General features: G+C 63.7%; 26 protein-coding genes and 1 tRNA gene. 17 read left to right on the top strand and 10 right to left on the bottom strand.

Going from position 1 to position 23952, the window contains the following annotated elements; translation table 11 throughout:
* Positions 1–918, bottom strand: a complete 918-nt coding sequence (gene cyoA / locus NKH29_RS06995; RefSeq protein WP_352963245.1) for a ubiquinol oxidase subunit II — start codon at positions 916–918, stop codon at positions 1–3.
* Between the two features lie 609 nt (positions 919–1527).
* Between cyoA and NKH29_RS06990 the strand changes: the two genes are divergently transcribed.
* The 11 genes from NKH29_RS06990 (at position 1528) to NKH29_RS06940 (ending at position 13650) form a co-directional block, all read left to right on the top strand.
* Positions 1528–2670, top strand: coding sequence for an extracellular solute-binding protein (locus tag NKH29_RS06990; protein ID WP_352495079.1), 1143 nt, complete (start codon positions 1528–1530; stop codon positions 2668–2670).
* Positions 2670–3521 (top strand): IclR family transcriptional regulator, encoded by an 852-nt coding sequence (locus tag NKH29_RS06985; protein ID WP_352999269.1) that lies wholly within the window; start codon positions 2670–2672, stop codon positions 3519–3521. The genes NKH29_RS06990 and NKH29_RS06985 overlap by 1 nt, the downstream gene beginning before the upstream one ends.
* Positions 3522–3544: 23 nt before the next feature.
* Positions 3545–4576 carry a sugar ABC transporter substrate-binding protein gene (locus tag NKH29_RS06980; RefSeq protein ID WP_352999268.1) on the top strand — a complete coding sequence of 344 codons (1032 nt, stop codon included), beginning with the start codon at positions 3545–3547 and terminating at the stop codon, positions 4574–4576.
* Between the two features lie 128 nt (positions 4577–4704).
* Positions 4705–5688 carry an ABC transporter permease gene (locus NKH29_RS06975; RefSeq protein WP_352791043.1) on the top strand — a complete coding sequence of 328 codons (984 nt, stop codon included), beginning with the start codon at positions 4705–4707 and terminating at the stop codon, positions 5686–5688.
* Positions 5678–7210, top strand: coding sequence for a sugar ABC transporter ATP-binding protein (locus tag NKH29_RS06970; RefSeq protein WP_352791045.1), 1533 nt, complete (start codon positions 5678–5680; stop codon positions 7208–7210). Before NKH29_RS06975 ends, NKH29_RS06970 begins: the two co-directional genes overlap by 11 nt.
* Before the next feature lie 30 nt (positions 7211–7240).
* Positions 7241–8236, top strand: a complete 996-nt coding sequence (locus NKH29_RS06965) for an ABC transporter permease (RefSeq protein ID WP_352791047.1) — start codon at positions 7241–7243, stop codon at positions 8234–8236.
* Position 8237: 1 nt separating this feature from the next.
* The gene (locus NKH29_RS06960) at positions 8238–9023 is read left to right on the top strand and encodes an SDR family NAD(P)-dependent oxidoreductase (protein ID WP_352852189.1); all 786 of its coding nucleotides are present in this window, start codon (positions 8238–8240) and stop codon (positions 9021–9023) included.
* A 17-nt stretch (positions 9024–9040) separates the two neighbouring features.
* On the top strand, positions 9041–10246 hold the full coding sequence (locus NKH29_RS06955) for a CaiB/BaiF CoA transferase family protein (RefSeq protein WP_352717481.1): 1206 nt from the start codon (positions 9041–9043) through the stop codon (positions 10244–10246).
* Between the two features lie 2 nt (positions 10247–10248).
* Positions 10249–11034 carry an enoyl-CoA hydratase/isomerase family protein gene (locus NKH29_RS06950; protein ID WP_352999266.1) on the top strand — a complete coding sequence of 262 codons (786 nt, stop codon included), beginning with the start codon at positions 10249–10251 and terminating at the stop codon, positions 11032–11034.
* Positions 11031–12803, top strand: a complete 1773-nt coding sequence (locus tag NKH29_RS06945; RefSeq protein ID WP_352999264.1) for a CoA-transferase — start codon at positions 11031–11033, stop codon at positions 12801–12803. The genes NKH29_RS06950 and NKH29_RS06945 overlap by 4 nt, the downstream gene beginning before the upstream one ends.
* Before the next feature lie 13 nt (positions 12804–12816).
* The gene (locus tag NKH29_RS06940) at positions 12817–13650 is read left to right on the top strand and encodes an SMP-30/gluconolactonase/LRE family protein (RefSeq protein ID WP_352999262.1); all 834 of its coding nucleotides are present in this window, start codon (positions 12817–12819) and stop codon (positions 13648–13650) included.
* 29 nt (positions 13651–13679) lie between these two features.
* On the opposite strand, the gene NKH29_RS06935 is transcribed toward NKH29_RS06940, so the two are convergent.
* Both NKH29_RS06935 and NKH29_RS06930 read right to left on the bottom strand, forming a co-directional pair.
* Positions 13680–14009: an antibiotic biosynthesis monooxygenase family protein gene (locus tag NKH29_RS06935; RefSeq protein WP_352999260.1), complete on the bottom strand. Its 330-nt coding sequence runs from the start codon at positions 14007–14009 to the stop codon at positions 13680–13682.
* Between the two features lie 156 nt (positions 14010–14165).
* Complete coding sequence (locus tag NKH29_RS06930) at positions 14166–14333, bottom strand: EF-hand domain-containing protein (protein WP_352640317.1); 168 nt, start codon at positions 14331–14333, stop codon at positions 14166–14168.
* Positions 14334–14351: 18 nt separating this feature from the next.
* Here NKH29_RS06930 and NKH29_RS06925 point away from each other — a divergent pair, with 18 nt between their 5' ends.
* Positions 14352–15110 carry a DUF3606 domain-containing protein gene (locus tag NKH29_RS06925; RefSeq protein ID WP_352640316.1) on the top strand — a complete coding sequence of 253 codons (759 nt, stop codon included), beginning with the start codon at positions 14352–14354 and terminating at the stop codon, positions 15108–15110.
* A 32-nt stretch (positions 15111–15142) separates the two neighbouring features.
* Here the strand turns inward: NKH29_RS06925 and NKH29_RS06920 are convergent, their stop codons facing one another.
* Together NKH29_RS06920 and NKH29_RS06915 are read right to left on the bottom strand one after the other, a co-directional pair.
* Entirely contained in the window at positions 15143–15691 is a 549-nt protein-coding gene (locus tag NKH29_RS06920; RefSeq protein WP_352859092.1) for a DNA-3-methyladenine glycosylase, read from the bottom strand.
* 94 nt (positions 15692–15785) lie between these two features.
* A complete protein-coding gene (locus tag NKH29_RS06915; protein WP_023720476.1) occupies positions 15786–16115 on the bottom strand; it encodes a hypothetical protein in 330 nt (109 codons plus the stop codon).
* Between the two features lie 254 nt (positions 16116–16369).
* Between NKH29_RS06915 and NKH29_RS06910 the strand changes: the two genes are divergently transcribed.
* Positions 16370–16888: a metallophosphoesterase gene (locus NKH29_RS06910; RefSeq protein ID WP_352999258.1), complete on the top strand. Its 519-nt coding sequence runs from the start codon at positions 16370–16372 to the stop codon at positions 16886–16888.
* Between the two features lie 74 nt (positions 16889–16962).
* The gene (locus NKH29_RS06905) at positions 16963–17214 is read left to right on the top strand and encodes a hypothetical protein (protein ID WP_352999257.1); all 252 of its coding nucleotides are present in this window, start codon (positions 16963–16965) and stop codon (positions 17212–17214) included.
* A gap of 68 nt (positions 17215–17282) precedes the next feature.
* On the opposite strand, the gene NKH29_RS06900 is transcribed toward NKH29_RS06905, so the two are convergent.
* On the bottom strand, positions 17283–17516 hold the full coding sequence (locus tag NKH29_RS06900) for a hypothetical protein (RefSeq protein ID WP_352846835.1): 234 nt from the start codon (positions 17514–17516) through the stop codon (positions 17283–17285).
* A 400-nt stretch (positions 17517–17916) separates the two neighbouring features.
* On the opposite strand from NKH29_RS06900, the gene NKH29_RS06895 reads away from it, so the two are divergent.
* Positions 17917–18819, top strand: a complete 903-nt coding sequence (locus NKH29_RS06895; RefSeq protein ID WP_352999256.1) for a DNA cytosine methyltransferase — start codon at positions 17917–17919, stop codon at positions 18817–18819.
* On the opposite strand, the gene NKH29_RS06890 is transcribed toward NKH29_RS06895, so the two are convergent.
* From NKH29_RS06890 to NKH29_RS06880, 3 genes are all read right to left on the bottom strand, one after another.
* Complete coding sequence (locus NKH29_RS06890; RefSeq protein WP_352999254.1) at positions 18788–19216, bottom strand: very short patch repair endonuclease; 429 nt, start codon at positions 19214–19216, stop codon at positions 18788–18790. The genes NKH29_RS06895 and NKH29_RS06890 overlap by 32 nt on opposite strands.
* Before the next feature lie 51 nt (positions 19217–19267).
* Positions 19268–19344 (bottom strand) — tRNA-Arg (locus NKH29_RS06885).
* 155 nt (positions 19345–19499) lie between these two features.
* Positions 19500–20420, bottom strand: coding sequence for a zinc-binding dehydrogenase (locus NKH29_RS06880; protein ID WP_352999252.1), 921 nt, complete (start codon positions 20418–20420; stop codon positions 19500–19502).
* Positions 20421–20617: 197 nt separating this feature from the next.
* On the opposite strand from NKH29_RS06880, the gene NKH29_RS06875 reads away from it, so the two are divergent.
* Positions 20618–21427, top strand: a complete 810-nt coding sequence (locus NKH29_RS06875; protein ID WP_352999250.1) for an AraC family transcriptional regulator — start codon at positions 20618–20620, stop codon at positions 21425–21427.
* 34 nt (positions 21428–21461) lie between these two features.
* Here NKH29_RS06875 and NKH29_RS06870 read toward each other — a convergent pair whose 3' ends face one another.
* Positions 21462–22352 (bottom strand): D-alanyl-D-alanine carboxypeptidase family protein, encoded by an 891-nt coding sequence (locus NKH29_RS06870; RefSeq protein WP_502911218.1) that lies wholly within the window; start codon positions 22350–22352, stop codon positions 21462–21464.
* Positions 22353–22601: 249 nt separating this feature from the next.
* On the opposite strand from NKH29_RS06870, the gene NKH29_RS06865 reads away from it, so the two are divergent.
* Entirely contained in the window at positions 22602–23708 is a 1107-nt protein-coding gene (locus tag NKH29_RS06865) for a hypothetical protein (protein ID WP_352999248.1), read from the top strand.
* The last annotated feature ends 244 nt before the right edge of the window (positions 23709–23952 follow it).

Here is a 23952-nt window from a genome sequence, read left to right as displayed (position 1 = left end):
TCAGCCTCCTGTCTTGGGCGATACGCTCGGCTCGGGGCGACCGGCCTGGGGGCCGGGCGCGGGCGGAACGCCCTGCGTCGCGATTTCATGGAAAAGATCCGGCTCGACCGAGCGATAGGTCGAAGGCGGCACGTCCAGGCTCTGTCGGGCCAGTTCCTGGTAGCTGGCCTTGTCGAGTGCCTGTCCCTGGCTTCGCGCCGAATTGACGAACGCGTCGAAGTCGTCCACCGCGACAGCATGCAGCACGAATTGCATGCCTGGAAAGCCGTCGCCGCTGAAATGGGCCGACCGCCCATAGAATTCGCCCTGCTGGTCCGCCTGCAGGTGAAGCTGCGTCGTCATGCCGTTCATCGTGTAGATCATGCCGCCGAGCTGAGGCACGAAGAACGCGTTCATGACACTTGCCGAGGTAAGCGAGAAATGCACCGGCCTGCCCGCCGGCACCACGAGCTGGTTGATGCTCGCGACGTTCTGCTCGGGGTAGATGAACAGCCATTTCCAGTCGAGCGAGACGACCTGCACCTCAAGCGGCTGTTGCTGGGAATCCAGCGGCTTCATTGGATCGAGGTCATGCGACCCGATCCAGATGATGCCGCTCAGAAACAGGATGACGAGGATGGGGATCGACCAGACCACCAGTTCGATGCGTCCGGAATAGGCCCATTCCGGCAGATACCGCGCTCTTGTGTTGGTTTCCCGGAACCACCAGGCAAAGCCGAGCGTCGCCACGATCGTCGGGATGACGATGGCCAGCATGATGGCAACCGAATTGAGCAGGATCGTGCGCTGCGCCGCGCCGACTGGCCCGTGAGGGTCGAGCACGCCGCCCTGGCAGCCGGCAAGCAGCCCGGCAAGTAGCGTCGTCGCGCCGACGCGGCCAAGAACGGCACAGTTTCGAACGATCGCCCTCAGCAACATGAGATCTCGCCGTTTCCTGAAAACCGATTGGAACGTTGCAGGCAGCGTGGCTGCCAACCCCGAATGTGCGCGCCGGTGTGCTCCTGGCGACAGTTTCTTCACGCACGCGGCTCCGGCTGGCAGAACCACATGCCGTGGATGTCGTTAAGCGGTCAACCTGTCGAGAACCCCTCCAAATCCTAACAAACCAGCGGCAAATCCCACGCAACCAAAGCCAAATCTTAAGAAACCAGAAACAGTACCCAGATCGAAGTTATCGCCAGAAACGTGGCGAATGCCAAGGCGGCAAACCGGTTCATGGCCGCGCCCACAGTTGGGCCATTTCGTCCGCTCCCTACGACTCGGCGCTGAATCCAGTGACGCTGCCCAATGATGCTGCTCAAGATGGTTGCGCCAACCGAACGTATGTTCGTCGCGAAAGTTCCAAAAAGCCAGACCCGTCGCAGCCTTTGGTTGAAGGCCGGCGACAATGCGATGCGCACCAGCGGCGGTTGGGGCGGTTTCCCTGCCAAACGAAGTCGAGACTGGTTTTGCGTATGTAAAAATTACTTGTCTAGGTGAAAATAGTTGCTACTAATCGGCTGGGTGGTTCAGGGAGGAATTTCGGGCATGACAAGACTGCGCGGTCTCGCGTGGGATCACCGACGCTGCTGGGGTCCGCTCGACGCCAGCATCGGGCCGTATTGTGCCGCCAATCCCGGTCTTGAGATCGAATGGGACCGCCGCAGCCTCTACGAGTTCGGCGAGGGCGCGCTTGGTCCGGTGCTCGGCGCCTATGATCTTGTCGTGTTCGACCATCCGTTCATCGGCGATATTGCCGAAGGCGGGCTGATGGTGCCGTTCGATTTGTCGGCTGAGCAGCGCCGCGGCTTCGAACGGGATTCGGTCGGCGCATCCTGGCAATCCTACGCAAGGGACGGGCGCCAATGGGCGTTGCCGATCGATGCTGCCTGCCAGGTTGCCTCGTATCGCCCCGATCTCTTGGAGCGCTACGGGCCGCTGCCGCGCAGCCATGACGAGGTGCTGGAGCTCGGCCGGCGCGCCTTGAAGGACGGCAAATGGCTTGGGCTGCCGTTGGTGCCGACTGACGCCATGTGCCTGCTTTTGACGCTGGGCGAACCGCGGGAAGACGGCGACGAGTTCATTGCCAGGGAAAAAATCGAGCAGGCCGTTGGGCAATTGCGCCAGCTTGCGGCGCTGTCGCATCCGGACTCGCCGAAATGGAACCCGATCCGCTGCTACGATCATATGATCGCGCATGACGATGTGGTCTACGTGCCGTTCGCCTTCGGCTATGTGAACTATGCCTTCAAGGCAGACAGGCCGTATCTGCGCTTCGCCGATGTGCCGACGCCGCGATCCGCCGGCGCCTTGCTCGGCGGCGCCGGCATCGGCGTCAGCGCCCAATCGAAACACAAGCAGGCAGCCATCGATTACGCGCTGTTTCTGTGCTCGCCCGGCTATCAGCGCGGCGACTATGTGAAATCCGGCGGACAGCCGGGATCGCTGGCGGCGTGGCAGGATGCCGAGGTCAACGCGCTCTCGGGCGGCTTCTTCGCCTCGACGCTGGCGACGATCGAAGCCTCCTATCTGCGCCCGACCCATACGGGCTTCATCAGCTTCTTCCGCCAATGCGCCCCTCATGCTGCCGCGGCCATCGCCGGCGAATTGCCGGCGGCCGAGCTCGCGGATCGGCTGAACCGGCTCTATCGCGAGACCAGGCATGGCCAGCCGCAACGGAGCGTCGCGTAATGGCCACCGATATTGCCCAGATCGTCGACGAAGGCGAAAGCGGCCGCAACGGCTATCGCGTGCCGGCGGTGGAGAAGGCGCTCGATATCCTGGAATTCATGGCTGCCAGCGGCGAGCCGCTGACCCAGACCGAGATCGCCACCGGAATGGGGCGCTCCATTCACGAGATCTACCGCATCCTGCTGCTGCTGGAGAAGCGCGGCTACATTTTCCGGACGCAATCGGACCGCTTCCGCCTGTCGCTGAAGCTATTCGAGCTGGCGCATATGCATCCGCCGGTAAACCGCCTGGTTGAATGCGCGCTGCCGGTAATGCGTGGCCTCGCCGCCAATGCCGATCAGAGCTGCCATCTGGTCGTGCGCGAAGGCGAGAGCGCGCTGGTCGTGCTGCAGATCGATTCGCCTTTGCCGATGCGTTATTCGGTTGCCCTCGGCTCACATTTCCCGATCCTCGAAACGAGCTCCGGCGCGGTGCTGCTGGCGCATTCGAGCCGCGCCGAGCGCGACCGCATCGTCGAACGGATCGTCGCTGCGGGCGAAGGCCAAGGCAGCCGGGCGGAAATCGAAGCGCGGCTGAACGACGTCGCAAGGCTCGGCTATGAAATGCGCGCCTCGCTGGCTGTCGAGGGCTGCACCAACATCTCGATGCCGGTGCGCGACCATACCGGCGCGGTCATTGCCGCGCTCACAGTCCCGTTCCTGCCGCAAAAGGCCGCCCGCTTCGATCGCAAGACCGTCTTTGAACGGACTAAGGCGGCCGCCGAGACGATATCGGCGGCGCTGGGCGCGGGTGAAGCTGCCTACCCTTCACGTGCCGACCCGGAACGGCGGGACTATCCGTTCAGCAACTGACAAGAAATACAGGGAGAAGAAACATGAACTGGTCCAAATCAATGCTGTTTGCCTCGGCGGCCGCGCTGGCTCTGAGCGCCGCCGCGGCACACGCCGAAAACATGCCGAAGCGCATCGGCTACGTCACCAACTACGCCACGCATGAATGGTATCAGAACGTTATCAAGGGCATGCAGTCCCGCGCCAAGGAACTCGGTATCGAGCTCGAGGTGCAGGACGCCAATCTGGACGTTGCCAAGGAGGTCTCCGCCGCCGAAGATTTCATGGCCAAGGGCGTTGACGTCCTGATCATCACGCCCGTCAACGAGGAAGGCGTCGTGCCGCTGCTGCGCCAGGCGAAATCCAACAACGTTCCGGTCGTGCTCGAAGGCAATCCGGTCAAGGGCATGACCACCATGGTCGCGATCTGCGACTACGACACCGGCTACACCGCCGGCGTTGAAGCCGGCAAATACGCCAAGGAAAAGCTCGAAGGCAAAGCCAAGGTGATGAATGTCGGCCTGCCGCTGCTGTCCGCCACGGTGCTGCGTTCGCAGGGTTTCATGGACGGCCTCAAGACCATCGTCCCCGACGCGGTCATGGTCCACGACCTCGACGGCGGCGGCAATCCGGACCGCGCGCTCGAAGTCTCTTCGGCGGCACTTGCCAAGAACGCCGACATCAACATCATCTACGGCATCAACGATTCCTCGTCGCTCGGCGGCCTCCAGGCCTGGAAAGCGGCCGGCAAGTCGCAGGATGGCCTGTTGACGGTCGGCACCGGCGGCGAAGGCCTTGCCTTCATCAATGCGATGCAGAACGAGCCGTCCTATCGCATCGAGGCCGCGATGTTCCCGGAAAAGGAAGGCTACACCGCCATCGATGCAGCGGTTAAGCTCTTCAACGGCGAAGAGGTGCCGGAACACATCGTCAGCCCGACCGCGCCGATGAACGGCGACGACTGGAAGACGTTCTACGACTACGATGGCACCACACGAACGATCAAATGGGATGCCGTCAATGCGCTCCAGCCACCGGAAAAATGCATGAAAACTTCCGCTGACCTGAAGAAGTAAGGATTCCGGGTAGCCCTTCCCGCGCGGCGGGAAGGGCATCGGACCGGATGCAGACGGGAAAACAGGTCAACCGCCCTGTTTTGGCCGGCAAGTTCCAAACGGCGACGCTGCCCGAAAATGAAATGGACATGAGCGAGCTTACGCAATCCTCCGCGCCAAGGCGTTTCATCGGCGGCCAGCTGCTGGGCAGCAGCCAGCTGGTGCTCGGCGTGATCCTGGCCGTGCTCTGCATCGCCATTTCGATTGCGGCGCCGCAATTCTATTCCGAGGCCAACATCATCGCCATCCTGCGCCAATGCGCGCTGGTGCTGATCGTCGCCTCCGGCATGACGATGCTGATCATCACCGCTGAAGTCGACCTGTCGGTCGGTGCGTCGCTGGCCTTTGTCGGCTGCATCGGCATGGCCGTACTCAATTCAACGCACAGCCTGACGCTCGGCCTGCTGGCGGCGCTCGCCTTTTCCGGTGCGGTCGGCCTGTTCAACGGGCTGGTTGTCACCAGGCTCAAGGTGAACTCGCTGATCGCCACCATCGGCACCATGATGATGCTGCAGGGCGGCGTCTATCTGTTCACCCGCGAAGCGGTGCAGAACCACCACCGGCTTGCAAGCTTCACCGATCTCGGCGCCGGCTATATCGGCGCGATCCCGCTGCCGGTGGTGATTGCCGCGCTGATTTTCGCGCTGGCCGCGGCAACGCTGCGCATCACCACGCTCGGCCGCTATCTTTACGCGGTCGGCGCCAATGAGCGGGCGGTTCGCCTCTCCGGCGTGCGCTCGCAACGCCTGAAACTGTTCGCCTTCGTCGTCACCGGCCTTTGCGTCGGCATTGCCGGCATGATCCTGTCGTCGCTGATGAATGCCGGCCAGCCGACCGCCGGCCGCGGCTTCGAGCTGACTGTGATTGCCGCCGTCATCCTCGGCGGCACCAGCCTGCTTGGCGGCCGCGGCTCGCTGCTCGGCACATTGCTGGGCGTGCTGGTGCTGAAGGTCATCGACAACGGCATCATCATCCTCGGCTGGAACCAGGACCTGCAGATGGTGGTGCCTGGCATCGTCATCATCCTGGCGACCTATCTCGACATCGTCCGGAACAGAGCCAATGTCGGTTGATTTCCTCCACCCCGGCAAAACCGCGGCCGTCGATAAAAGCGTGCCGGCGCTCGAGATGCGCGGCATCGGCAAGCGCTTTCCCGGCGTGGTGGCGCTGGACAATGTCGACCTCACCCTGGAACCCGGCAAGATCCACGCCCTGATGGGCGAGAACGGCGCCGGCAAGTCGACGCTGATCAAGATCATGGCCGGGGTCTACGGCAAGGATGCCGGCACCATCCGCCTGCGCGGCCGTGAGGCCGACATCAAGTCGCCGCGCGACAGCCTGAAAGACGGCATCAAGGTGGTGTTCCAGGAGATCGCGCTGATCGCCGAGTTCAGCGTCGCCGAAAACATCTTCCTCGAGGGCTATCCGACCGGCAAGGGCGGCTCGATCGACTGGAAGAAGATCCGTGCCGATGCGGCCGCTCTGTTCAAGCGCATCGGCTTCAACGTCGACCCGGCGGCGCGCACGGGATCGCTGCCGGTCAGCCAGCAGCAGATGGTCGAGATCGCCCGCGCGCTCGCCCATGAAGCCCGCGTCGTGGTGATGGACGAGCCTACCTCCTCGCTGACGCCGAACGAGGTCTCGCTGCTGTTCACCGTCATCCGCCGGTTGGCCGCTCTCGGCATCGCGGTGCTCTATGTCAGCCACAAGCTCGACGAGGTCTTCGAGATCGCCGACACCGTGACCGTGCTGCGCGATGGCCGTCACGTCTCGACCAGGCCGATCGGCGAGCACACCAACGATACGCTGATCCAGGACATGATCGGCCGGCGCATCGAAAACCTGTTCCCGCGCAAACGCGGCGCGCCGGGCAGCAAGGTCGCGCTTTCCGTTGAAGGGCTCAGCACCGCCAGGAAGCTGAAGGACGTATCGTTCGAGGCGCATGCCGGCGAGGTCCTCGGCTTCTTCGGCCTCATGGGGGCCGGCCGGACGGAGCTCGCCAAGGCCATCGTCGGTTACGACCCGATCACTTCCGGCGCCATTTCGGTCGATGGCAGCCGGCTGCTGCCGCACGACACCCACACCGGCGTCCGGCTCGGCATCGGACTGCTCACCGAGGATCGCAAGAGCGAAGGGCTGATGGGCGAGCTGCCGGTCTACCAGAATGCCAGCCTCGCCTCGCTCGGTGCCTTCGCCAGAATGGGCTTCGTCGACAAGGCCAGGGAACGCAAGGCGGTGCAGGACTATGTCGACCGTTTTCGCATCAGGACGCCCAGCCTGTTCCAGCAGGTCAAGAACCTGTCCGGCGGCAATCAGCAGAAAGTGCTGATCTCGCGCTGGCTGATGCGCGGTCTCAAGGTGATCGTCGTCGACGAACCGACCCGCGGCATCGACGTCGGCGCCAAGTCGGAGATTTTCGCGCTCATCGACCGGCTCGCCGGCGAAGGCTTGGCGGTCGTCATGATGACGTCCGAAATGCCCGAACTGCTGGGCCTTGCAGACCGCATCGCGGTGATGTGCGAAGGCCGCCTCACCGCGATCATGCCTCGCGACGAGGCCACGCAGGAGAAAATCCTCAATGCGGCGATCGGATAAGATGATGACGCTTCGCAAAGGGAGCAAGCGATGAGTCTTGCAGGCACCCAGTCCATCAAAGCCGGGCCATCCATGCTGGCACGATTCCTGGCGCGGCAGGAGCTCGCCCTGCTGCTTTGCCTGATCCTGGTGATTGCGTTCTTTTCCCTGACGGCAGAGAACTTCTTCTCGGTGCGCAACATCACCAATGTGCTCGGACAGGCGTCGCTGGCGCTCACCGCCGGCATCGGCTGCGCCATCGTCTTCATGTCCGGCGAGGTCGACATCTCGATAGGGTCGCTGCTGGCGACCATCGCCCTGCCGCTGATCATCATCATGAACGAAACCAACTCGCTGCTGCTCGGCATCAGTGGTGCGCTGCTGTTCGGGCTGATCATCGGCGTGGTGAACGGCTATCTGACGGCCTATGCCGGCATCAACTCGCTGATCGTGACGCTGGGCACGATGTTCATCATGCGCGGCGGCGTCTATCTCTACACCGGCCAGCGCGCCATCCCCGACGATGCCGCGCTCGACAGCTTCATTGCGCTGTCGGACGGCCGCCTGTTCAATGTCATTCCCTATTCGGCGGTCATCGCCATCGTCCTGCTCGCCGTCTTCGCCTACATCATGCAGCACCGGCCGTTCGGACGGCAGATCTATGCCGTCGGCGGCAATCCGGAAGTGGCACGGCTGGCAGGCTACGACGTGCGCCGCGTCAAGTTCATCTGCTTCATCATCAGCGCACTGCTGGCAACGGTTGCCGGCATCATCCTGGCCGCCCGCGTCGGCTCTGCCCAGCATACGGCCGGGCTGAATTTCGAGTTCCAGGTCGTCGCTGCCACCGTGCTCGGCGGCGTGAGCCTTGCCGGCGGCATCGGCAGCCTGACCGGCATGGCGCTTGGCGTGCTGATCCTGCAATTCCTGTCCAACGGGCTGCGCGGTCTCGGCCTGCCGACCGAGTGGCAACTGGTCATCACCGGCATGATCATCATTGCCGCCGTCGCCTTCGACGAAGCAAAGCGCCGGCGCGCCATTGGAGGCTGATATGGATCGTCTCAAAGGGAAAACCGCAATCGTCACCGGCGCCGCCGACGGCATCGGCCACGCGATCAGCGAGGCGATGGCGCGTGAGGGCGCGCACGTCGTCCTCGGCGACATCGCCGACGAGAAGGGTGAAAAATTCGCGGCGGAACTGCGCGCCGCCGGCCACCGCGCCGACTACGTCCATTGCGACGTGGCGGAGGAGGCCGATATCGCCGCCCTCATCGCCGCAGCCGTCGCCAAGACCGGCCATCTCGATATTCTGGTCAACAATGCCGCTATCGCCATCGGCGGCATGCCGGTTCACGAAATGACCGACGAGCAGTGGCACCGGCTGATCGCGGTCAACCTGACCAGCGTGTTCCGCGGCTGCAAATATGCGCTGCCGCACATGATCGCGCAGAAATCCGGCTCGATCATCAACATGGCCTCGGCGCAAGGTCATATCGGGCTCGACGGCTGGACCGCCTATGCCGGCGCCAAGGGTGCGGTGATGGCGATGACGCGCCAGATGGCGGTCGAGTTCGGCCCGCTCAACATCCGCGTCAACTCGATCTCGCCCGGAACCATCAACACGCCGATGAACGACAAGTTGGTCAAGGAGATCGGCGGCAATCTCGCCAAGGCCTGGGTCAAGATGCACCCGCTCGGCCGCATCGGCAAACCGTCCGAAGTGGCCGAAGCCGCTGTCTATCTGGCCTCCGACGCCGCCGGCTTCACCACCGGCACCGACCTGCGCGTCGACGGCGGCCTCACCGCAGCACCCCGCTACGTACCCGACCTGCTTTGACAACCAACGAGACAAAAATGAACAAGGCCCTCGAAGGCGTCCGCATTCTCGATTTCAGCCATCTGCTGCAAGGGCCGTTCGCCACGCAGCTGCTCGGCGACATGGGCGCCGACGTCATCAAGATCGAGCGTGCCGGCGCCGGCGACATGTTCCGCGGCATGACCTTCTTCGCCAAATGGGTCGGCGGCTCCGAAAGCCCGAACTTTCTCGCCTGGAACCGCAACAAGCGCTCCATCGCGCTCAACCTGAAGAGCCGCAAGGTACATGCCATCATCATGGATATGGCGAAGAAGGCGGATGTGGTGGTGCAGAATTTCCGCCCCGGGGTGCTCGCCAGGCTCGGCTATGGCTACGAGGATTTCAGGGCGGTCAATCCCGCCATTATCTATTGCTCGGGCTCCGGCTATGGCGAGGAAGGCCCCTATGTCGAGCGTCCCGGCCAGGACATGCTGATCCAGGGGCTGTCTGGGCTGATCTCCAACACAGGCCGCGGCGACCAGGCTCCGGTCCCGGCGGGTGCCGGGCTCGCCGACCAGATCGGCGCGATGAACATGGTCTACGGGATCCTGTCGGCGCTCTACTATCGCGAGAAGACCGGCAAGGGCCAGAAGATCGAGGTCAATCTGCTGGCCGGCATGCTGGCGCATCTCAACCAGGAATATGTCGCCGTGCTCAATCTCGGCGAGGATTTCGTGCGCCCGAATTCCGGCATCGGCCATCCCGGCATGCAGGCGCCGTTCGGCATCTACGAAGCAAAGGACGGCGGCTACGTGTCGATCGCCATGAGCCCGTTCAAGACGCTGTATGAAGTGCTGGAGGCGCCGCAGCTGGCCGTCTACGACGATCTCAAGATCTTGTTCGACAAACGCGACGAAGTGTTCGACAAGGTCAACGCCGAGACCAGGAAGTTTGCGACGCAGGATCTGCTGGCGCGGCTGCTGGCAGCCGACATCTGGTGTGCCGAGGTGAAGGACATAAGGCGCGCGGCCGAGGACCCGCAGGTCAAGCACCTGGGCATGATCACCAGCTACGATCATCCGCGCGGTGGCAAGGTCAGGGTGGTCGCACCGGCCGTCAAGATGAGCGAGACGCCGGCTACCATAGAGCGGCCGGCGCCGCTGGTCGGCCAGCATGGCCGCGAGATACTGGCCGAGTTCGGCCTCTCCAGCGGCGAGATTGCAGCACTTGAGGCGTCCGGCGACATGACCGTGGATGCTGCCTGACGATGAGCGTTTACCAGACACTCAGTTTGGAAATATCCGGGCGCGTCGCGGTCGTCACCTTCCGGCGCGCCGATCAGCTCAACGCGATGAACCGGCTGATGCAAAGCGAGATCACCGAAGTTTTCGAGGCGTTGTCGAAGAATGACGGCGTCGGCGCGATCGTGGTGACCGGCGAGGGGCGCGGCTTTATGGCCGGCGCCGACATCAAAGAATATGCTGCCCAGACAGCTGCAGAGTTCGACGCCTTCCAGGCCGCCGGCACACGCATGTATGCGGCGATCGAGAACAACCGCAAGCCGGTCATCGCCGCGGTCAACGGTTTTGCGCTCGGCGGCGGCATGGAGCTGGTGCTGTGCTGCGACCTCGTCATCGCCAACCAGTTCGCGAAGCTCGGCCTGCCCGAGATCAAGCTCGGGCTGGTCCCCGGCGGCGGCGGCACGCAGCGCAGCGTCCAGAAGCTCGGCCGCAACCGCGCCAATTTTCTGCTGATGACCGGCGCCATCGTGCCGGCTTCCGAGTTCGTCGGCGCCGGTCTGGTCAACGAGATCGTCGATGCCGAAAGGCTGATGCCGCGGGCGCTGGAACTCGCCGAGATGATCGCCGCCGAACCGGCCGCAGCGATCGACGGGCTGAAAGGGCTGACAGCGCATGCCGTGTCGGGCGATCTGGCCGACGGTCTTGCCATGGAACGCGATGTCCTGGGTGGTCTCTACCGCAGCGAGATCGGCCAGCGCCGCGTCAAGGCGTTCGCTGAAAAGAGCGCGGCACGGGCCAAGGCTGCGAAATGACGTCTCTGGTCAAGCCGAACCGGCCGCGCTTCACCGATGTCGAGGGGCTGGCCGCGATGGTCGGCGGCGGCGACGTCTTCGGCGTCGGCGGCCATCATTTTGCCCGGCTGCCGATCGCCCTGCTGCGCGCCATCGCGCGGTTGGGCGTACGGGATTTGCGCTACGTCTGCTGGGCCGGCGGCCTGCCGCTCGAGCTGCTTCTCGAAGCGAATGCCGTGGCGGAAATCGACCTCTGCTTTTCCAGCCTCGATATTTTCGGCCTGCCGCCCCGCTTCCGCGCGGCTGCCGAGACGAATGCCGTGCCGGTTCGCGACTGGACCGCGCTGGCCATGATCCAGGCGTTGCGGGCAGCGCAGCAGAACCTGCCGTCAATGCCGTTTCAGCTTCCGCAGGGTTCGGATATGCTGGCTCGCGTGCCCGGCGCGATCGCCGCGCCCGATCCGGTCGACGGAATCACGACCGGGGTCATCCCGGCCTTGCGGCTCGATACGTTCGTCGTCCATGCTCAGCGTGCCGACCAGAGCGGCAATGTCCAGATCATCGGACCACGGGCGCTGGACTTCGCCATGGCCGGCGCGGCGCGCCAGGTGCTGGTCACGGTCGAGGAGATCGTCCCTGTCGGAGCGCTGCGCCATGACGGCCGCCAAAGCATTTTGACCCGCAACCAGGTGTCGGCCATAGCGCTGGCGCCAGGCGGCGCCTATCCCGCCTCCTGCCTGCCATTCTATGTGACGGATTATCAAGCCTTGGCGGCAGCGGCGGCCAAGGAGATACCTTTGGCGGACAGCCTGAGCGTGCCTTCGGAGGGTGTGCCGGAGCGGGTTCAAGACGCTGCGAAAGTCCGCGCTGAAACAGTCCTCGCAATGCCCGGGCTCGTGCACGGCGAAAAGAAAGCATCCATCGACCAGATCATTGCTGCCCGCATCGCCGCCGAGCTCGACAATGACAGCTTTGCCAGCGCCGGCGCGGTGTCGCCGCTCGCCAATGTCGCCTACCGGCTGGCCAAGGCGACGCACGCGCCGGACATGATCATCGCGACGATGAGTTGCGGTCATCTCGACATAGCGCCGAGCCCGATGATCCTGTCGTTGATCGAGAGCCTCGATTGCGGGACAGCGGTGGCCCATGCCGGCGGCGACGACACCTATTCGACCTATTACCAGGCCGGCGCCGTGACGCATGAGATCGTCGGTGCCGCCCAGGTCGACCGACGCGGGCGCGTCAACACCATTGCGCTGCGCAAGCGCGACGGCAGCCTCATCCGGCTGCCCGGGCAGGGCGGCATGGCTGATGTCGCCAACATGCATCGCGATTATCTGCTCTACGTCCCGCGCCACTCCCCGCAGTCGCTGGTCGACACCGTCGAGATCGCCAGCTCGGCGCGCGGCTTGCTGACAGAGGCCCAACGCGAGCCGATGGGCTATCGGACCGGCGCGGCGCTGGTGTTCACCGATCTTTGCATCTTTCGGCTCGACCGGGAGAGCCGGCAATTGGTCATCGTCGAGACCATGCCGGGCGTGACGCGCCAGCAGGTCCAGGATGCCACCGGCTTCGCCCTGACATTCGATGCCGATTGCCGCGAGGTTCCGCTGCCCTCGAACGAGACGCTCGACATCCTGCGAAACCGGATCGACCCGCTTGGCCTGCGGCGTCTCGAATTCGTCAGCGCCAGGGAGCGTGGCGCGCTTATCGCCGAGATCCTGGCGGCCGACCGGCTGATGGTCGAGCGCTGTATTGCCGTGCAGCGGTCGCATACCGCAACAGGCTGAAGAGGGGTGGCGCATGGCAAAGCCGTTGCTCGAAATGTCGGCCGCGAAGGTCTTCTTCGACGGCATCTTCACCAGCCCGCGCGTCGCCCATCCGGAAGGCGTGGCCATCCATCGCGACGGCTCGATCTGGTGCGGCACCGAAACCGGCGACCTGCTGCGCCTCGCCGCCGATGGCAGCTCGGTCGAGCACATGGGCGGCACGGAGGGCTTTCTGCTCGGCATCGCCTTCGATAGCGCGGACAACTGCTTCGCTTGCGATCTCAGGCATTCGGCGATCTTTCGCTGGAATGCCGGAACGGGTCATATGGAGCGCTTCGCCTCGGCTGGCATCCGCGTGCCGAACTATCCGATCGTTGACGAGGCACGAGGCTGGCTCTACGTTTCCGACAGCCTCGGCGAAGACAGCCGCTCCGGCATTTTTCGCTACGAGTTGAAGACCGGCGAAGGCCGCCTGTGGTGTAGCGAGACCATGGCCTTCGCCAACGGCATGGCGATGGCGCCGGGTGGGAATGGGCTTTACGTCGTGGAAAGCCATGCGGCCTGCGTCAGCTATGTGCCGATCCTTGCCGACGGCACTGCAGGGTTCCGCCAACTCGTTGTGGAGGGCGTGAACAACGTCCCCGATGGCGTCGCCTTGGCGCCGGACGGTTCGCTGTTCATCTCGTGCTACGAGCCCAGCCGTATCTATCGCTGGCGAAAAGACAGCGGGCTCGAGGTGCTGATCGAGGATCCGGCGGCAACGACGCTCGCCCATCCCACCAACATCGCCTTCAAGGGCGACAGGCTCTACACCTCAAATCTCGGCCGCTGGCACATTACCGAGATCGACTTGACGGCGATTTATTAGATCGGGCCGAACCGGGCGGCTCCTCAGGGCTATTGCAGGCGGCCGTGACTGGAGCGGATGCGCAACACCTGCACCCGCGACGGCAGCTCGATCAGGAACTCTTCGTCCCGCTCGAGATGGTGGATTTTTGTCGGATCGCCGCCGGTGAACGCCGCCATCGCCTCGACATTGTCCCAATAGGAAATCGTCACGAATTCCGAATGGGTCGGCGTGTCCTCGCGAAAGGTCTGTACGCCCAGCGCCTTCTCGACCAGCGGCTTGATGCCGGCCTCGTAATTGTAGCTTTCATAGGCGTCTGCCTTCTCAGGCAAGGTTCTGCCGCGCCAGATACGAGCGATGGTTGGAGTTTTCTCTGTCATGGCCATTGAATCCTGCTGTCTCGAATCGTTCCGACCCGGCATTCGGCTTGGCAAGGCCAGCCAAGCGATGCATCTGCCAGCGACGGTTTTCGCCCTCCCCGGTCGTCATAGGGGGCGCCGCCTCAGCTAGGGCCGCCTTGCCGACCGGTAGGAGACTTACTCCTGATCCTCGGCGCCTGCTCCGTGGAAGAAGGACCGGATTTCCTGCATGTCGACGCTGCCGTCACCGTCCTCATCGACGGCGTTGAATATCCGCCCGACGAAATCCTGGACTTCGCTCTGAGAAAGCGCGCCATCGCCATCCGCATCCACTATGGCGAACATCATGCGCATCCTCGCGCCATGCATCCCGCGTGCAATACCACCGCGGCCTCCCATCTCCCAACCTCGGTCAGGCGGGCCCATCCTGTAGTCACGATGCCAGTGGTCGCGACCTCGCCGTTCTGTCCGGGGCGCGCGATCCTCTTGCATTCTCTCCTCCAGCATCTCAGTCATCATCTGGCGCATCATATCGCGCATGGCATCCTGCCCGTTCACTGCGGGCGACGGTTCGGCGCCACGATCCGGCGCCGGCGCCGCGGGCGGGCTCGTCTGGCCGAATGCCGGCGCGGTCAATATGGCCAGCGCGGCTGCAATTACAGTGGTTTTGCTTGCGAGCGTCATCGTAACCTCCATCGGTATGAATTGGTGGCCGAACGTGGTCTGCATCCAAGCCAAACCGGCTGCTCGCCTCATGGTTCCTGGGCAGTCGGCACGGCCGCACAAAAGTCCGCCCGATCGCGGCAACGAAAGCGGCTTGCCCACGTTGCCATTGATGCGAAGCTCCACCAGGAGGAAAAAATGGCTGACGATAAGAGCAAGCGAGATTTCCGCGACCGCGATCGCGTTTCCGCGGAAGATGAACGTGAAGTCGAGTATTTTGCCCAACAGAACGGCATCACCGCCGACCAGGTCCGCCGGCTGATCAAGAGCTTCGGCAATGATCGCGGGCGCCTGACCGAAGCCGCGAAGGCGTTGCGAGGGATTTCACCTGCCGGAGCCGACGAGGTGACCAGGGAAGCCCGCCAACAGACAACGCCCATGCATCTCGACAAGGAGTGATGCGTGGCAGCTACTCTGCCGCTGCCGCGGCGTCAGAACTTGCGGCTCAAATAATCCGAACCGCGAAGGCCGAACCGCCACTCCGCATCGACAGCCTTGGAAATGCCGATCCGGCGGCCTGTTAGAACGGCGCTGGCGTCGCCCGGCTGCCTGAATTCGAATGGCGGCACGTCCAGCGGCAGCCCGTCATGGGATTTGTCGATTGCCAGCGCCTGGCAAAGGCGACCTGGTCCCGAACAAAGCAGCCGGGGATCGTCAAGGCCGCGATTGGCCCGCATCACGTCCAGCCCGGATTGCGGTTCGATTGCGCGGACAAGAACGGCACTGCCGGGCAGGCAGACGGCATTGAGGCACCAATGCAGGCCATAGGAGCGATAGACATAGGCGCTGCCGGGGGCGCCGAACATTGCGCCGTTGCGCGCCGTCCTGCCACCGAAAACGTGCGAAGCCGGGTCATCCGGGCGATAGGCCTCGGTCTCGACGATGATGCCGCCAACGCCATGCAAGAGCAGCGTGGCGCCAATCATGTCACGCGCCACGATGGTGGCGTCTCGGGCAAAGAATTGATGGTTCGTGGTCAAAGTGCACCGGACGGATCGCGCCTCAACCTGGCGCGGCAGCAAGTTCCTGGACCGGACACGAAATGTCCAGCCACTGCTCTCGGATATGCGATATTCAGCGCAGCAGGGCTGCGCCGATGAAAACCGCCGCGGCCAGCACGACGATGGCGGCAATCACCATGACTGGCCCATATCTACTCGGTTGGACGTCGGGCTCATCCTTCAGCGGACGCATCGCATTGGCATAGCTCGCCTGGTTGGTGAACTCCGGCTTTTCATGAGGCGCAGACCGATCCTTTGCCGGAACGCTGCCGGCCGATTCCGCGTCCGTCTCCATGGGAGCCGCGGCTGGGTCGATCCCCGGTGTCTTATCCCCTCCGCGCCCGGCGTCGATATCGCCCCGCGCTTGAGCCGGGCTTCGCCCAACAGGTGCTGCGTCGGTCATCGTCGAGGTCCTTTCAGAGCATCGGCCTCAAGCATTCTAACCTGCGTCTCATTTCAAAGTTCCCACGTTTCAAAGTTCCCCCTTCTTAAAGTTCCCCCTTCTTAATGTTCCAACGAGCGGAAGCCGCCCAGGCCTGTTTACAGGAACAACCGACGATCGAGCGGGTTGAGCAAGCATTGGGGAGAGCAAGATGGACTTGGTGCGCCACGCGCCTACATGCGCGGCAGTTCGACAACAGGCCCCAACGAGCGCGCATGATCTACTTCACCGCCGACACGCATTTCAGCGACCCGCGCATTCTGCGCATCGACCGCCGCCCGTTCGGCTCGCTGGCGGAGCATGATCGGGCGCTCATTGCGTTCTGGAACGAGACTGTCGGCCCGGACGACGACATCTGGCATCTCGGCGATTTTGCCAGGGGATCGGCCGCATTCGTGTCGTCGCTTCTGGCCTCTCTTCATGGCCGCAAGCATTTGATCATCGGCAACAACGATGCTGCGGCCACCATCGACGCCAGGGGTTGGGCGAGCACGCAACACTACAAGGAGCTGACGCTGGACGGCAGTCTGCTGATCCTTTGCCACTATCCTTTTCGTACCTGGAACCAGATCGGCAGGAAATCGATCGACCTGCATGGCCATTCCCACGGCCGGCTCACCCCGGTCATGCGCCAGTATGACGTCGGCGTTGACAGCTGGGATTTTCGTCCGGTCACGCTTCCCACCATCCTCGCCAGCCGCGGCCGCCGGCCGGCGCGGGCAAAACCCGGCTGAAGGCGGCTGGCCGCAACCGGAACCTCCGCGGAGCTGAGGCGTTCGAAAAATTGCAAGGCGTAAAGGCAACGGCAATGGCTCAGAAGATCACGACAGGCATGAACGACCGGCCGAGCAATGAAACCATCGGCCAATCCGGCGAAGGCCTGCCGGACGACAGCAGCAGGCCGCTCGAGGTCGACGAAGGCTGGGTCGCCCGGTTGAGAAACAAGCTGCAGGGCAAGCCGCGGCAAGCCGCTCAAACCAACATGGACGAGGTTCCGGCAGGCATCCCCGGCGCTGGCGAGAACATTTGCCGCCGCTGTGCAGGGTCAGGCATGATCTGACGGCCGGACCTGCCCCGAATGCGGCGGAACCGGCAAGGTGATGACGCCGATAGGCTGAGAAGCGCCGGTCAGATCGCCGGCACCCACTTCCAGAACACGCCCTCCTTGCGGTCGGGGTAGTGCTTGAACTCGCATTCGAAAAGCCAACCGTAATTCTTCGCGGCGGCAAGCGCCTCCTTGCTGACCGGATTCATGCCCGTCCCCGGCGCAAACCAGTCCTCCAGCAAGTCGTCGGGGATATAGGCGCCGATCCTCAAAGGCAGCTTTTCGAGGACGACATCCATTTCAGGTGGTGCAGGCACGGGGGCGCTCCTTAAGTTTACCTCACAGACAAATCATTCGGGACCGATTGAGTTCCAGGCGATCGCTGAGGTGGAAGCTGACAGGGGCCGGCAGGACTGATTCGACGGGCACGAGATACGGCTGAACTAGTCTAGGGGGAATTCCGGAAATAGCTTGACGGAGAAGCATAAAGCGCTGAATCAAAGTGGTGCGCCGTAAAACGGCGACAAATATCAACCGCGTCATAGGTCAATCGGCATCGGTCACTCGCTCGAACAAATTCTCGACCAAAGGTGGTGTTTGCCAGCTCGATCCCGTTGGCGATTGGCAGCGGACCATCGAGTACTGGAGGTTTCGGGGTTTCCCCGCCACGGCCGTTCCCCAATCGCCAGGCGAATGCCCGTGATGGAAGGGAGTAGGTTGAAGATCTGGCCGGGGGATCGTACCCGTCTTTCCCGCAAGAAACTGAGCGAAAAGCGTCGATTGGGAAGGGAGAAGGACCGTAGCCTGCTGACGGAAGCTGCCGAATACGTCGACCGCTACAAGCCTGAAATGGTGTTGTCCGAGAATGTTGCAGGTATCAAGGATGCCAAGTACGGAGGCATCTGGGAAGATTTCAGAGTGCGACTCAATCAGCTGGGTTACGTGACCGGCTCGAAGGTGGTGTGCACTTCGAACTTCGGCATCCCTCAATTCCGCAAACGGTCGATCCTAATCGCGGTTCGACGCGACCTTGTTCGCGAGGAGCGTTTCGCCGATCTCATGGGAACCGAGCTGTTGGTGCCGGATTCCGATCCGAACGAAACTCTGGTTTCGGTGTCCCGTGCGATCGGACACTTGCCCCCTGTGGCCGCGGGCGAAGTCCATCCGGAAATCCCCAACCACAAGGCCCGTTCGCTGAGCGAGCTGAACCTCATGCGTCTGTCTTCGGCCAAGCCCGGAGAGTCGAACGCCTACATGGCAAACACCCAATATGGTGACCTGACGCTCGACTGCCACCGGAAGGTCAACGAGCGTCTCAACGACCGCTGCTTCAGCGATGTCTACACCCGAATGCATCCAGATCGGCCGTCGCCGACTATCACGACGAAGTGCCACAGCATTTCAAATGGGCGATTTGGGCATTTCGACACCAACCAAGTTCGCGGGATTTCTCTTCGGGAGGCAGCCATCCTGCAATCCTTTCCGGATGAGTACATTTTCTATCCGACGGAGCAGATCGAGCCTGTTGCTCGGATGATCGGAAATGCCGTCCCTCCCAAGCTGGCTCGCTATTTTGCCGGGTACCTTGTCAACTCGATAGAACCGTCGCGCGTCCGCTGACATCTGCCAAGTCTGCCAGCAGGGCATCGGTGTCGGCTTCGAGGCGGCATTCCCAAATGGTCACTACGCGCCAGCCGGCCGCCGTCAGGGCTTCCGAGTTGCATCGGTCGCGGCCCTTGGTTCTGTCGATCTTCTCTGCCCAGAATGCCGTGTTCGAAGACGGGCGCTTACCTCGCCTGCAATCGTGACCGTGCCAGAAGCAGCCGTTTATGAACACCGCAGTCCAATATTTCGGCAGCACGATATCCGGTCGGCCCGGCAAATCCTTACGATGAAGGCGGAATCGATAGCCGGCAGCGTGGAGGATCCGCCGGACATAAATCTCCGGACGCGTGTTCCTGCCTCGAATCAGGCTCATTATCCGCGAGCGAACTTCTGAGGAAACGCTATCGACCATCGTCTGGACTATGGTTCCAGTAGGCTAGAAAAAGAGGGCGAGGCAATTCTTTGGCGCACCCGACAGGATTCGAACCTGTGACCTCTGCCTTCGGAGGGCAGCGCTCTATCCAGCTGAGCTACGGGTGCTTTCAGGATCGGTGATCCGGAAAACGAACCAGCCGGGTAACCGGCCAGCCACGGCTTCTTAGCGGAAGCAGGCGCCGGCTTCAACGGGCAATCGCGGACGGGCTCAGATTGCCGTAGCAGCCCAGACGGTGTCCCGTCCGGCGGTCGCCGCCTGCTCATTGCATCATGGTAAGCACTGCCTTGCCGCTGATGCTGCGCTGCCGCAGCGCGTCCAGGGCTTGGCCGACGTCCCGCCACGGCACGGTCAGGACCACGCGCGTTTCGAGCCGGCCGGCTGCGATCAGCGCGAGCAGCGAGCCGATGTCGGCGCCAACCTCCGGACCGGAAGCGTAGTAGGCGAAGGTCTGCAGCCGCGCGCCTTCGTGACCCGGAACGAACTGGCGGAAGCCGATCGGCGTGAGTTCGCCGCTGCTCGAACCGAACATGACGATGGTCCCGCCGGGCGCCACCCGTTCGATCGCGTGGGCGAGGCTATCGCCGCCGACCGATTCGGTAATCAGCGAGAACAGTCCTTCGGCGAGCTCGATCGTTTCAACGACCTGCTCGGCTCCGAGGCCGCGGAGATCCGCGGCATGCCGGGCGGCGGCGACCGCGACCACCGACGCGCCCTGCTGGCGGGCGATCTGGATCTGGAAACGGCCGACCGCGCCGCTTGCGCCGGTAATCAGGACCCGCTGGCCGGCCAGGTCGCCGCCGAGGCGCAGGGTCCGCAGCGCGGTCGTGCCCGCAACCGGAACAGTGGCGGCGGCGACGAAGCTGGCATCGTCCGGCAGCACGGCGAGATGGTCGGTTGGAACGGCGACGCGTTCGGCCCACCCGGCCTCGTCGACCAGAGCCGCTACCCGGGCGCCGGCGGCCGGCCCGGAGCCGTCGGCCGCGGGGCGCTCGATAATTCCGGCGACGTCCTGGCCAGGCACCCAGCCGTTCGGACGGATCTTGAGCAGGCGCAGTTCGCCGCGGTTCAGCGAGACTGCCCGGACCGAGACCAGCGCCTCGTCCGGGGCGGGCTCGGGCTCGCCAAGCTCGGCGAGTTTCAGCCCGGTGGCGCTATCGGAAGATGTGACCAAGGCGAGCATTGCTATCGTACCTTCTTGCTGCATGGGGGACGCCAGCCTGTTTTCGTGCGCCGGGCTTGTTGATCCGACGTTCAGAACGCAAGCAGGGCACTGAAAGCCCGCCTGCCGGCTTCTGAGTTACTCAAGGCCCTAAACTATCGACTTTCCTGTTTGAGTAATTTAGATATCTTTGCATTTCATCGCTAAAATCAGTCAATATGAGGCAGCCTCTCCGCTACCCTTGGCCTTTCGATCCGGATGATGTCCTCGCCTCGGCAATCGCCGTGCGCGTTGACGTTACCGAAACCAGGGCGGAGGTGCCGGACCACCGCCACCGCAAAGGGCAACTCGTCTTCGCGCTCGGCGGCGGCGTCACATGTCGCGTCCCCAGCGGCCTGTGGATGGTGCCGCCGCATTGCGCGGTGTGGATTCCGGGCCGCATGGAGCACAGCAATATCGCGACCGCCAATGCCCGGATTTTTTTCGTCTATATCGAGCCCGAAGCTGCCGACCTGCCGGACCGGTGCTGCACGCTTTCGATCTCGCCGTTGCTGCGCGAGCTGATCATCGAGCTGGCGGATCGCGGTGAGGACGATGACGCGAGGGGCGAGCTCCTGACCAGGGCTCTGCTCACCGAACTGCCGCGCATGCCTGTCCAGCAGCTGCATTTGCCGATCTCGTCCGAGCCGCGCTTGAGGCGCATCGCGGTGGCGTTGGCGCAAGATCCTGCCGATCGCAGCACCCTGGCGGAATGGGCCAATCGCGTCGCGCTCAGCGAAAGCAGTCTCGCCCGCCTCGTGGTCAAGGAGACAGGGCTGACCTTCGGGCGCTGGCGCCAGCAATTGCACTTGATCGTCGCAATGCGCGCGCTCGCCTCCGGGGCGAGCGTGCAGCAGGTTTCGGCCGATCTCGGCTACGAATCGGTCACTGCCTTCATCACCATGTTCAAGAAAGCGCTTGGCAAGCCGCCTGCGAAGTATCTCAGCAGTGTCGCTCAAAACGGCGGTTCTGCGTTTGTCGCCCGATGAGCGCCCTGATCCGCCGCCCGCCGGACGTCAGCCGTCACTGCTCCTCGGCGTACAGCAGCCGCGTCTTTGCCGCCGATGCCGTCGACAGGCTGCGCTGGATCAGCGCCTCGACATGGTCGTTGCGCTGGCGCGCGCTGTCGGCGCCCATCACCACGATGATCAGCCGGTGCCCGTCCGCATCATAGGAAGTAACGATGTTGAAGCCGGAAGCCCTGATGTAGCCGGTCTTGATGCCGTCGACGCCGCGCACCCGGCCGAGCATGTCGTTGTGGCCGCGCACCAGCCTGCCGCGGAACATGAAGTCGCTTTCGGAGAAATAGTGGAAATGCTGCGGGAAGCGGGCGTGCAGCGCCATGCCGAGCACCGCCATGTCGCGCGCGCTCGTGTGCTGGTCGCCGTCCGGCAGCCCCGAGGCATTGCGGAACACGGTGCTCCTCATGCCGATCTGGCGCGCCTTGGCGGTCATCATGCCGGCGAACGCCTCTTCGCTGCCGCCGAGATATTCGGCAACGGCGACCGCCACGTCATTGGCCGATTTGACGACGATGGCGCGGATCGCCGAATCGACGTCGATGGTCTCGCCGCGCCTGAACCGCAGCTTGGTCGGCGGCTGCCGGGCGGCGTTGTCCGACACCGGAATTTGCGTCTCCTTGCTGATGCGGCCCTGGTCCAGCGCCTCGAACAGAAGGTACAGCGTCATCATCTTGGTCAGCGACGCCGGATAACGCGGCGCCGTCGAATTGACCTCGAACAGCGTCTTGCCGGTGCCGCCATCGATGACCATCGCGGCATATTTCTGCGGCGGCGCCGGCACCGCCAGCACGCTGTCAGGGGGCGTCACCGTCGTACAGCCGGCCGCAAACAGCAGCAGCATCAGCACCGCGACGTAATTGTGGATGAGCGAAAAGAAGCGGAAGGCGGACAAGTCGGTTCCGAAGGCAGGCTGTTTCTGAGACGAGGCGAAGCTATCTTAACGCAAAGGCACAGTCCATTTGGTTAATATCGTCGGGCCCTGGAATGGTGCCCTGTCCACAGGCCGACGTGGCGGCTGTGCCAAGCCGTCCGATGCGAATTGCCGGCCGCCGCGCTTGCGCAAGGGGCGGCGAGTGGGCTTTGCTGGCGCCGGCAGAATCGGGCCGCCAGAATCGGGCTGGCAGAATCGGTAGGTGCGCACATGGATACGGTCACGATTACGGCAAAGGGGATTTCGGTATCGGTTGATCTTGCCGTCGGCCATCTCGCCGACATGGCGATCGAGATCGACGGCCGTCGGCTGAAGCCGCTGCATCGCGCACCCTGGGTCGAAGAGCCGCGCGAGACGCTGCCGAAAGATCTGCCTGAAGGGACGGTCCACCTGTCCGGCGATTTCCTCTGCGCGCCGTTCTCGACCAGCGACGTCGAAGCGGCACCTTTGCATGGCTGGCCGGCCAATAGTCGCTGGGACGTCGTCGACAGCGCAGCAACGGCCGATGGCTGGCGCGCCGTCTTCCGTCTGCAGCGCCCGGTCATGGGCGCGACCGTCGACAAGATCCTGACCTTGCGCGACGATCATCCGTTTCTCTATCAGGAGCACGTCTTTTCCGGCGGCGCCGGCGCCATTCCCGTCGCCCACCACCCGATGACGGTGATGACGACCGGCGGCAGGCTGGCCTTCTCGCCGAAGCGCTTTGCCGCGACGCCTAATGAGGCGCCGGAGCCCGATCCCGCCCGCGGCCGCTCTTTGCTCGCCTACCCGGCGCGGACCGCCGACCTGACGCGCTTTCCCGCCGCCGGCGGCGGCACGATCGACCTGACCGGCTATCGCATGGACCAGCAGCGTGAGGACTTCGTGACGCTGGTCGAGGCCGATCATGGCGGGCCGGGCTGGACCGCGCTGGCGCGCCAGGCGGAAGCCGATCTGGTGCTGGTGCTGAAGAACCCAGCCGAACTGCCGGTGACCATGCTGTGGGTCAGCAATGGCGGGCGCGATTATGCGCCATGGAGCGGCCGCCATCGCGGCGTGCTCGGCATCGAGGATGGCCGCACCGCTGTCGGCCACGCCGCATCGCTCGGCGACAACTGGCTGAAGCGCGAAGGCGTGGCGACCGCCTTTGCGCTTTCTGAAGGGCGCAGCTTTTCGTTCCGCCATGTCATCGGCGCACTGCCGTGGCCGTCCGGCGAGCCGCCGCGCGACGTCGCGAGCTTACCGGGCCGCATGCGCATCCTGGCCGCCGACGGCGCCGTGCGCGACATTGGCTTCGACAGCGACTTCCTGCGGATCGGCAGGTCGGCCCCAGCTTGAGAGCTCGCCTCCCCACCTTCGTCATCCCAGGGCGGAGCAGGAGCGAAGCGACGTCGCGGAGACCCTGGGATCCATGCCGCGACCGTCGTCGAGGAATGCGGCGGAACAGAATTCTGCGCCGCTGAGGCGCCCTGATGTCACGGCATGGATCCCGGGGTCTGCGCTGCGTCGCTTCGCTCCTTCCTCCGCCCCAGGATGACGAAAGGGACGATCGTTTCGGGCAATCTCAAAGCTTTGCGATTTG

The sequence above is a fragment of the Mesorhizobium sp. M1295 genome (assembly GCF_040318135.1).
In the GTDB taxonomy this organism is placed as follows: domain Bacteria; phylum Pseudomonadota; class Alphaproteobacteria; order Rhizobiales; family Rhizobiaceae; genus Mesorhizobium.
The sequence above is the reverse complement of the archived record's forward strand: the minus strand, read 5'-3'. Positions and strand labels throughout refer to the sequence as shown.

What these genes read in the sequence shown, in the direction of transcription:
- cyoA (WP_352963245.1), bottom strand. Translation starts at nt 918, where the DNA reads ATGTTGCTGAGGGCGATCGTTCGAAACTGTGCCGTTCTTGGCCGCGTC.
- NKH29_RS06990 (WP_352495079.1), top strand. Translation starts at nt 1,528, where the DNA reads ATGACAAGACTGCGCGGTCTCGCGTGGGATCACCGACGCTGCTGGGGT.
- NKH29_RS06985 (WP_352999269.1), top strand. Translation starts at nt 2,670, where the DNA reads ATGGCCACCGATATTGCCCAGATCGTCGACGAAGGCGAAAGCGGCCGC.
- NKH29_RS06980 (WP_352999268.1), top strand. Translation starts at nt 3,545, where the DNA reads ATGAACTGGTCCAAATCAATGCTGTTTGCCTCGGCGGCCGCGCTGGCT.
- NKH29_RS06975 (WP_352791043.1), top strand. Translation starts at nt 4,705, where the DNA reads ATGAGCGAGCTTACGCAATCCTCCGCGCCAAGGCGTTTCATCGGCGGC.
- NKH29_RS06970 (WP_352791045.1), top strand. Translation starts at nt 5,678, where the DNA reads ATGTCGGTTGATTTCCTCCACCCCGGCAAAACCGCGGCCGTCGATAAA.
- NKH29_RS06965 (WP_352791047.1), top strand. Translation starts at nt 7,241, where the DNA reads ATGAGTCTTGCAGGCACCCAGTCCATCAAAGCCGGGCCATCCATGCTG.
- NKH29_RS06960 (WP_352852189.1), top strand. Translation starts at nt 8,238, where the DNA reads ATGGATCGTCTCAAAGGGAAAACCGCAATCGTCACCGGCGCCGCCGAC.
- NKH29_RS06955 (WP_352717481.1), top strand. Translation starts at nt 9,041, where the DNA reads ATGAACAAGGCCCTCGAAGGCGTCCGCATTCTCGATTTCAGCCATCTG.
- NKH29_RS06950 (WP_352999266.1), top strand. Translation starts at nt 10,249, where the DNA reads ATGAGCGTTTACCAGACACTCAGTTTGGAAATATCCGGGCGCGTCGCG.
- NKH29_RS06945 (WP_352999264.1), top strand. Translation starts at nt 11,031, where the DNA reads ATGACGTCTCTGGTCAAGCCGAACCGGCCGCGCTTCACCGATGTCGAG.
- NKH29_RS06940 (WP_352999262.1), top strand. Translation starts at nt 12,817, where the DNA reads ATGGCAAAGCCGTTGCTCGAAATGTCGGCCGCGAAGGTCTTCTTCGAC.
- NKH29_RS06935 (WP_352999260.1), bottom strand. Translation starts at nt 14,009, where the DNA reads ATGACAGAGAAAACTCCAACCATCGCTCGTATCTGGCGCGGCAGAACC.
- NKH29_RS06930 (WP_352640317.1), bottom strand. Translation starts at nt 14,333, where the DNA reads ATGTTCGCCATAGTGGATGCGGATGGCGATGGCGCGCTTTCTCAGAGC.
- NKH29_RS06925 (WP_352640316.1), top strand. Translation starts at nt 14,352, where the DNA reads ATGCATCCCGCGTGCAATACCACCGCGGCCTCCCATCTCCCAACCTCG.
- NKH29_RS06915 (WP_023720476.1), bottom strand. Translation starts at nt 16,115, where the DNA reads ATGACCGACGCAGCACCTGTTGGGCGAAGCCCGGCTCAAGCGCGGGGC.
- NKH29_RS06910 (WP_352999258.1), top strand. Translation starts at nt 16,370, where the DNA reads ATGATCTACTTCACCGCCGACACGCATTTCAGCGACCCGCGCATTCTG.
- NKH29_RS06905 (WP_352999257.1), top strand. Translation starts at nt 16,963, where the DNA reads ATGGCTCAGAAGATCACGACAGGCATGAACGACCGGCCGAGCAATGAA.
- NKH29_RS06890 (WP_352999254.1), bottom strand. Translation starts at nt 19,216, where the DNA reads ATGGTCGATAGCGTTTCCTCAGAAGTTCGCTCGCGGATAATGAGCCTG.
- NKH29_RS06880 (WP_352999252.1), bottom strand. Translation starts at nt 20,420, where the DNA reads ATGCTCGCCTTGGTCACATCTTCCGATAGCGCCACCGGGCTGAAACTC.
- NKH29_RS06875 (WP_352999250.1), top strand. Translation starts at nt 20,618, where the DNA reads ATGAGGCAGCCTCTCCGCTACCCTTGGCCTTTCGATCCGGATGATGTC.
- NKH29_RS06865 (WP_352999248.1), top strand. Translation starts at nt 22,602, where the DNA reads ATGGATACGGTCACGATTACGGCAAAGGGGATTTCGGTATCGGTTGAT.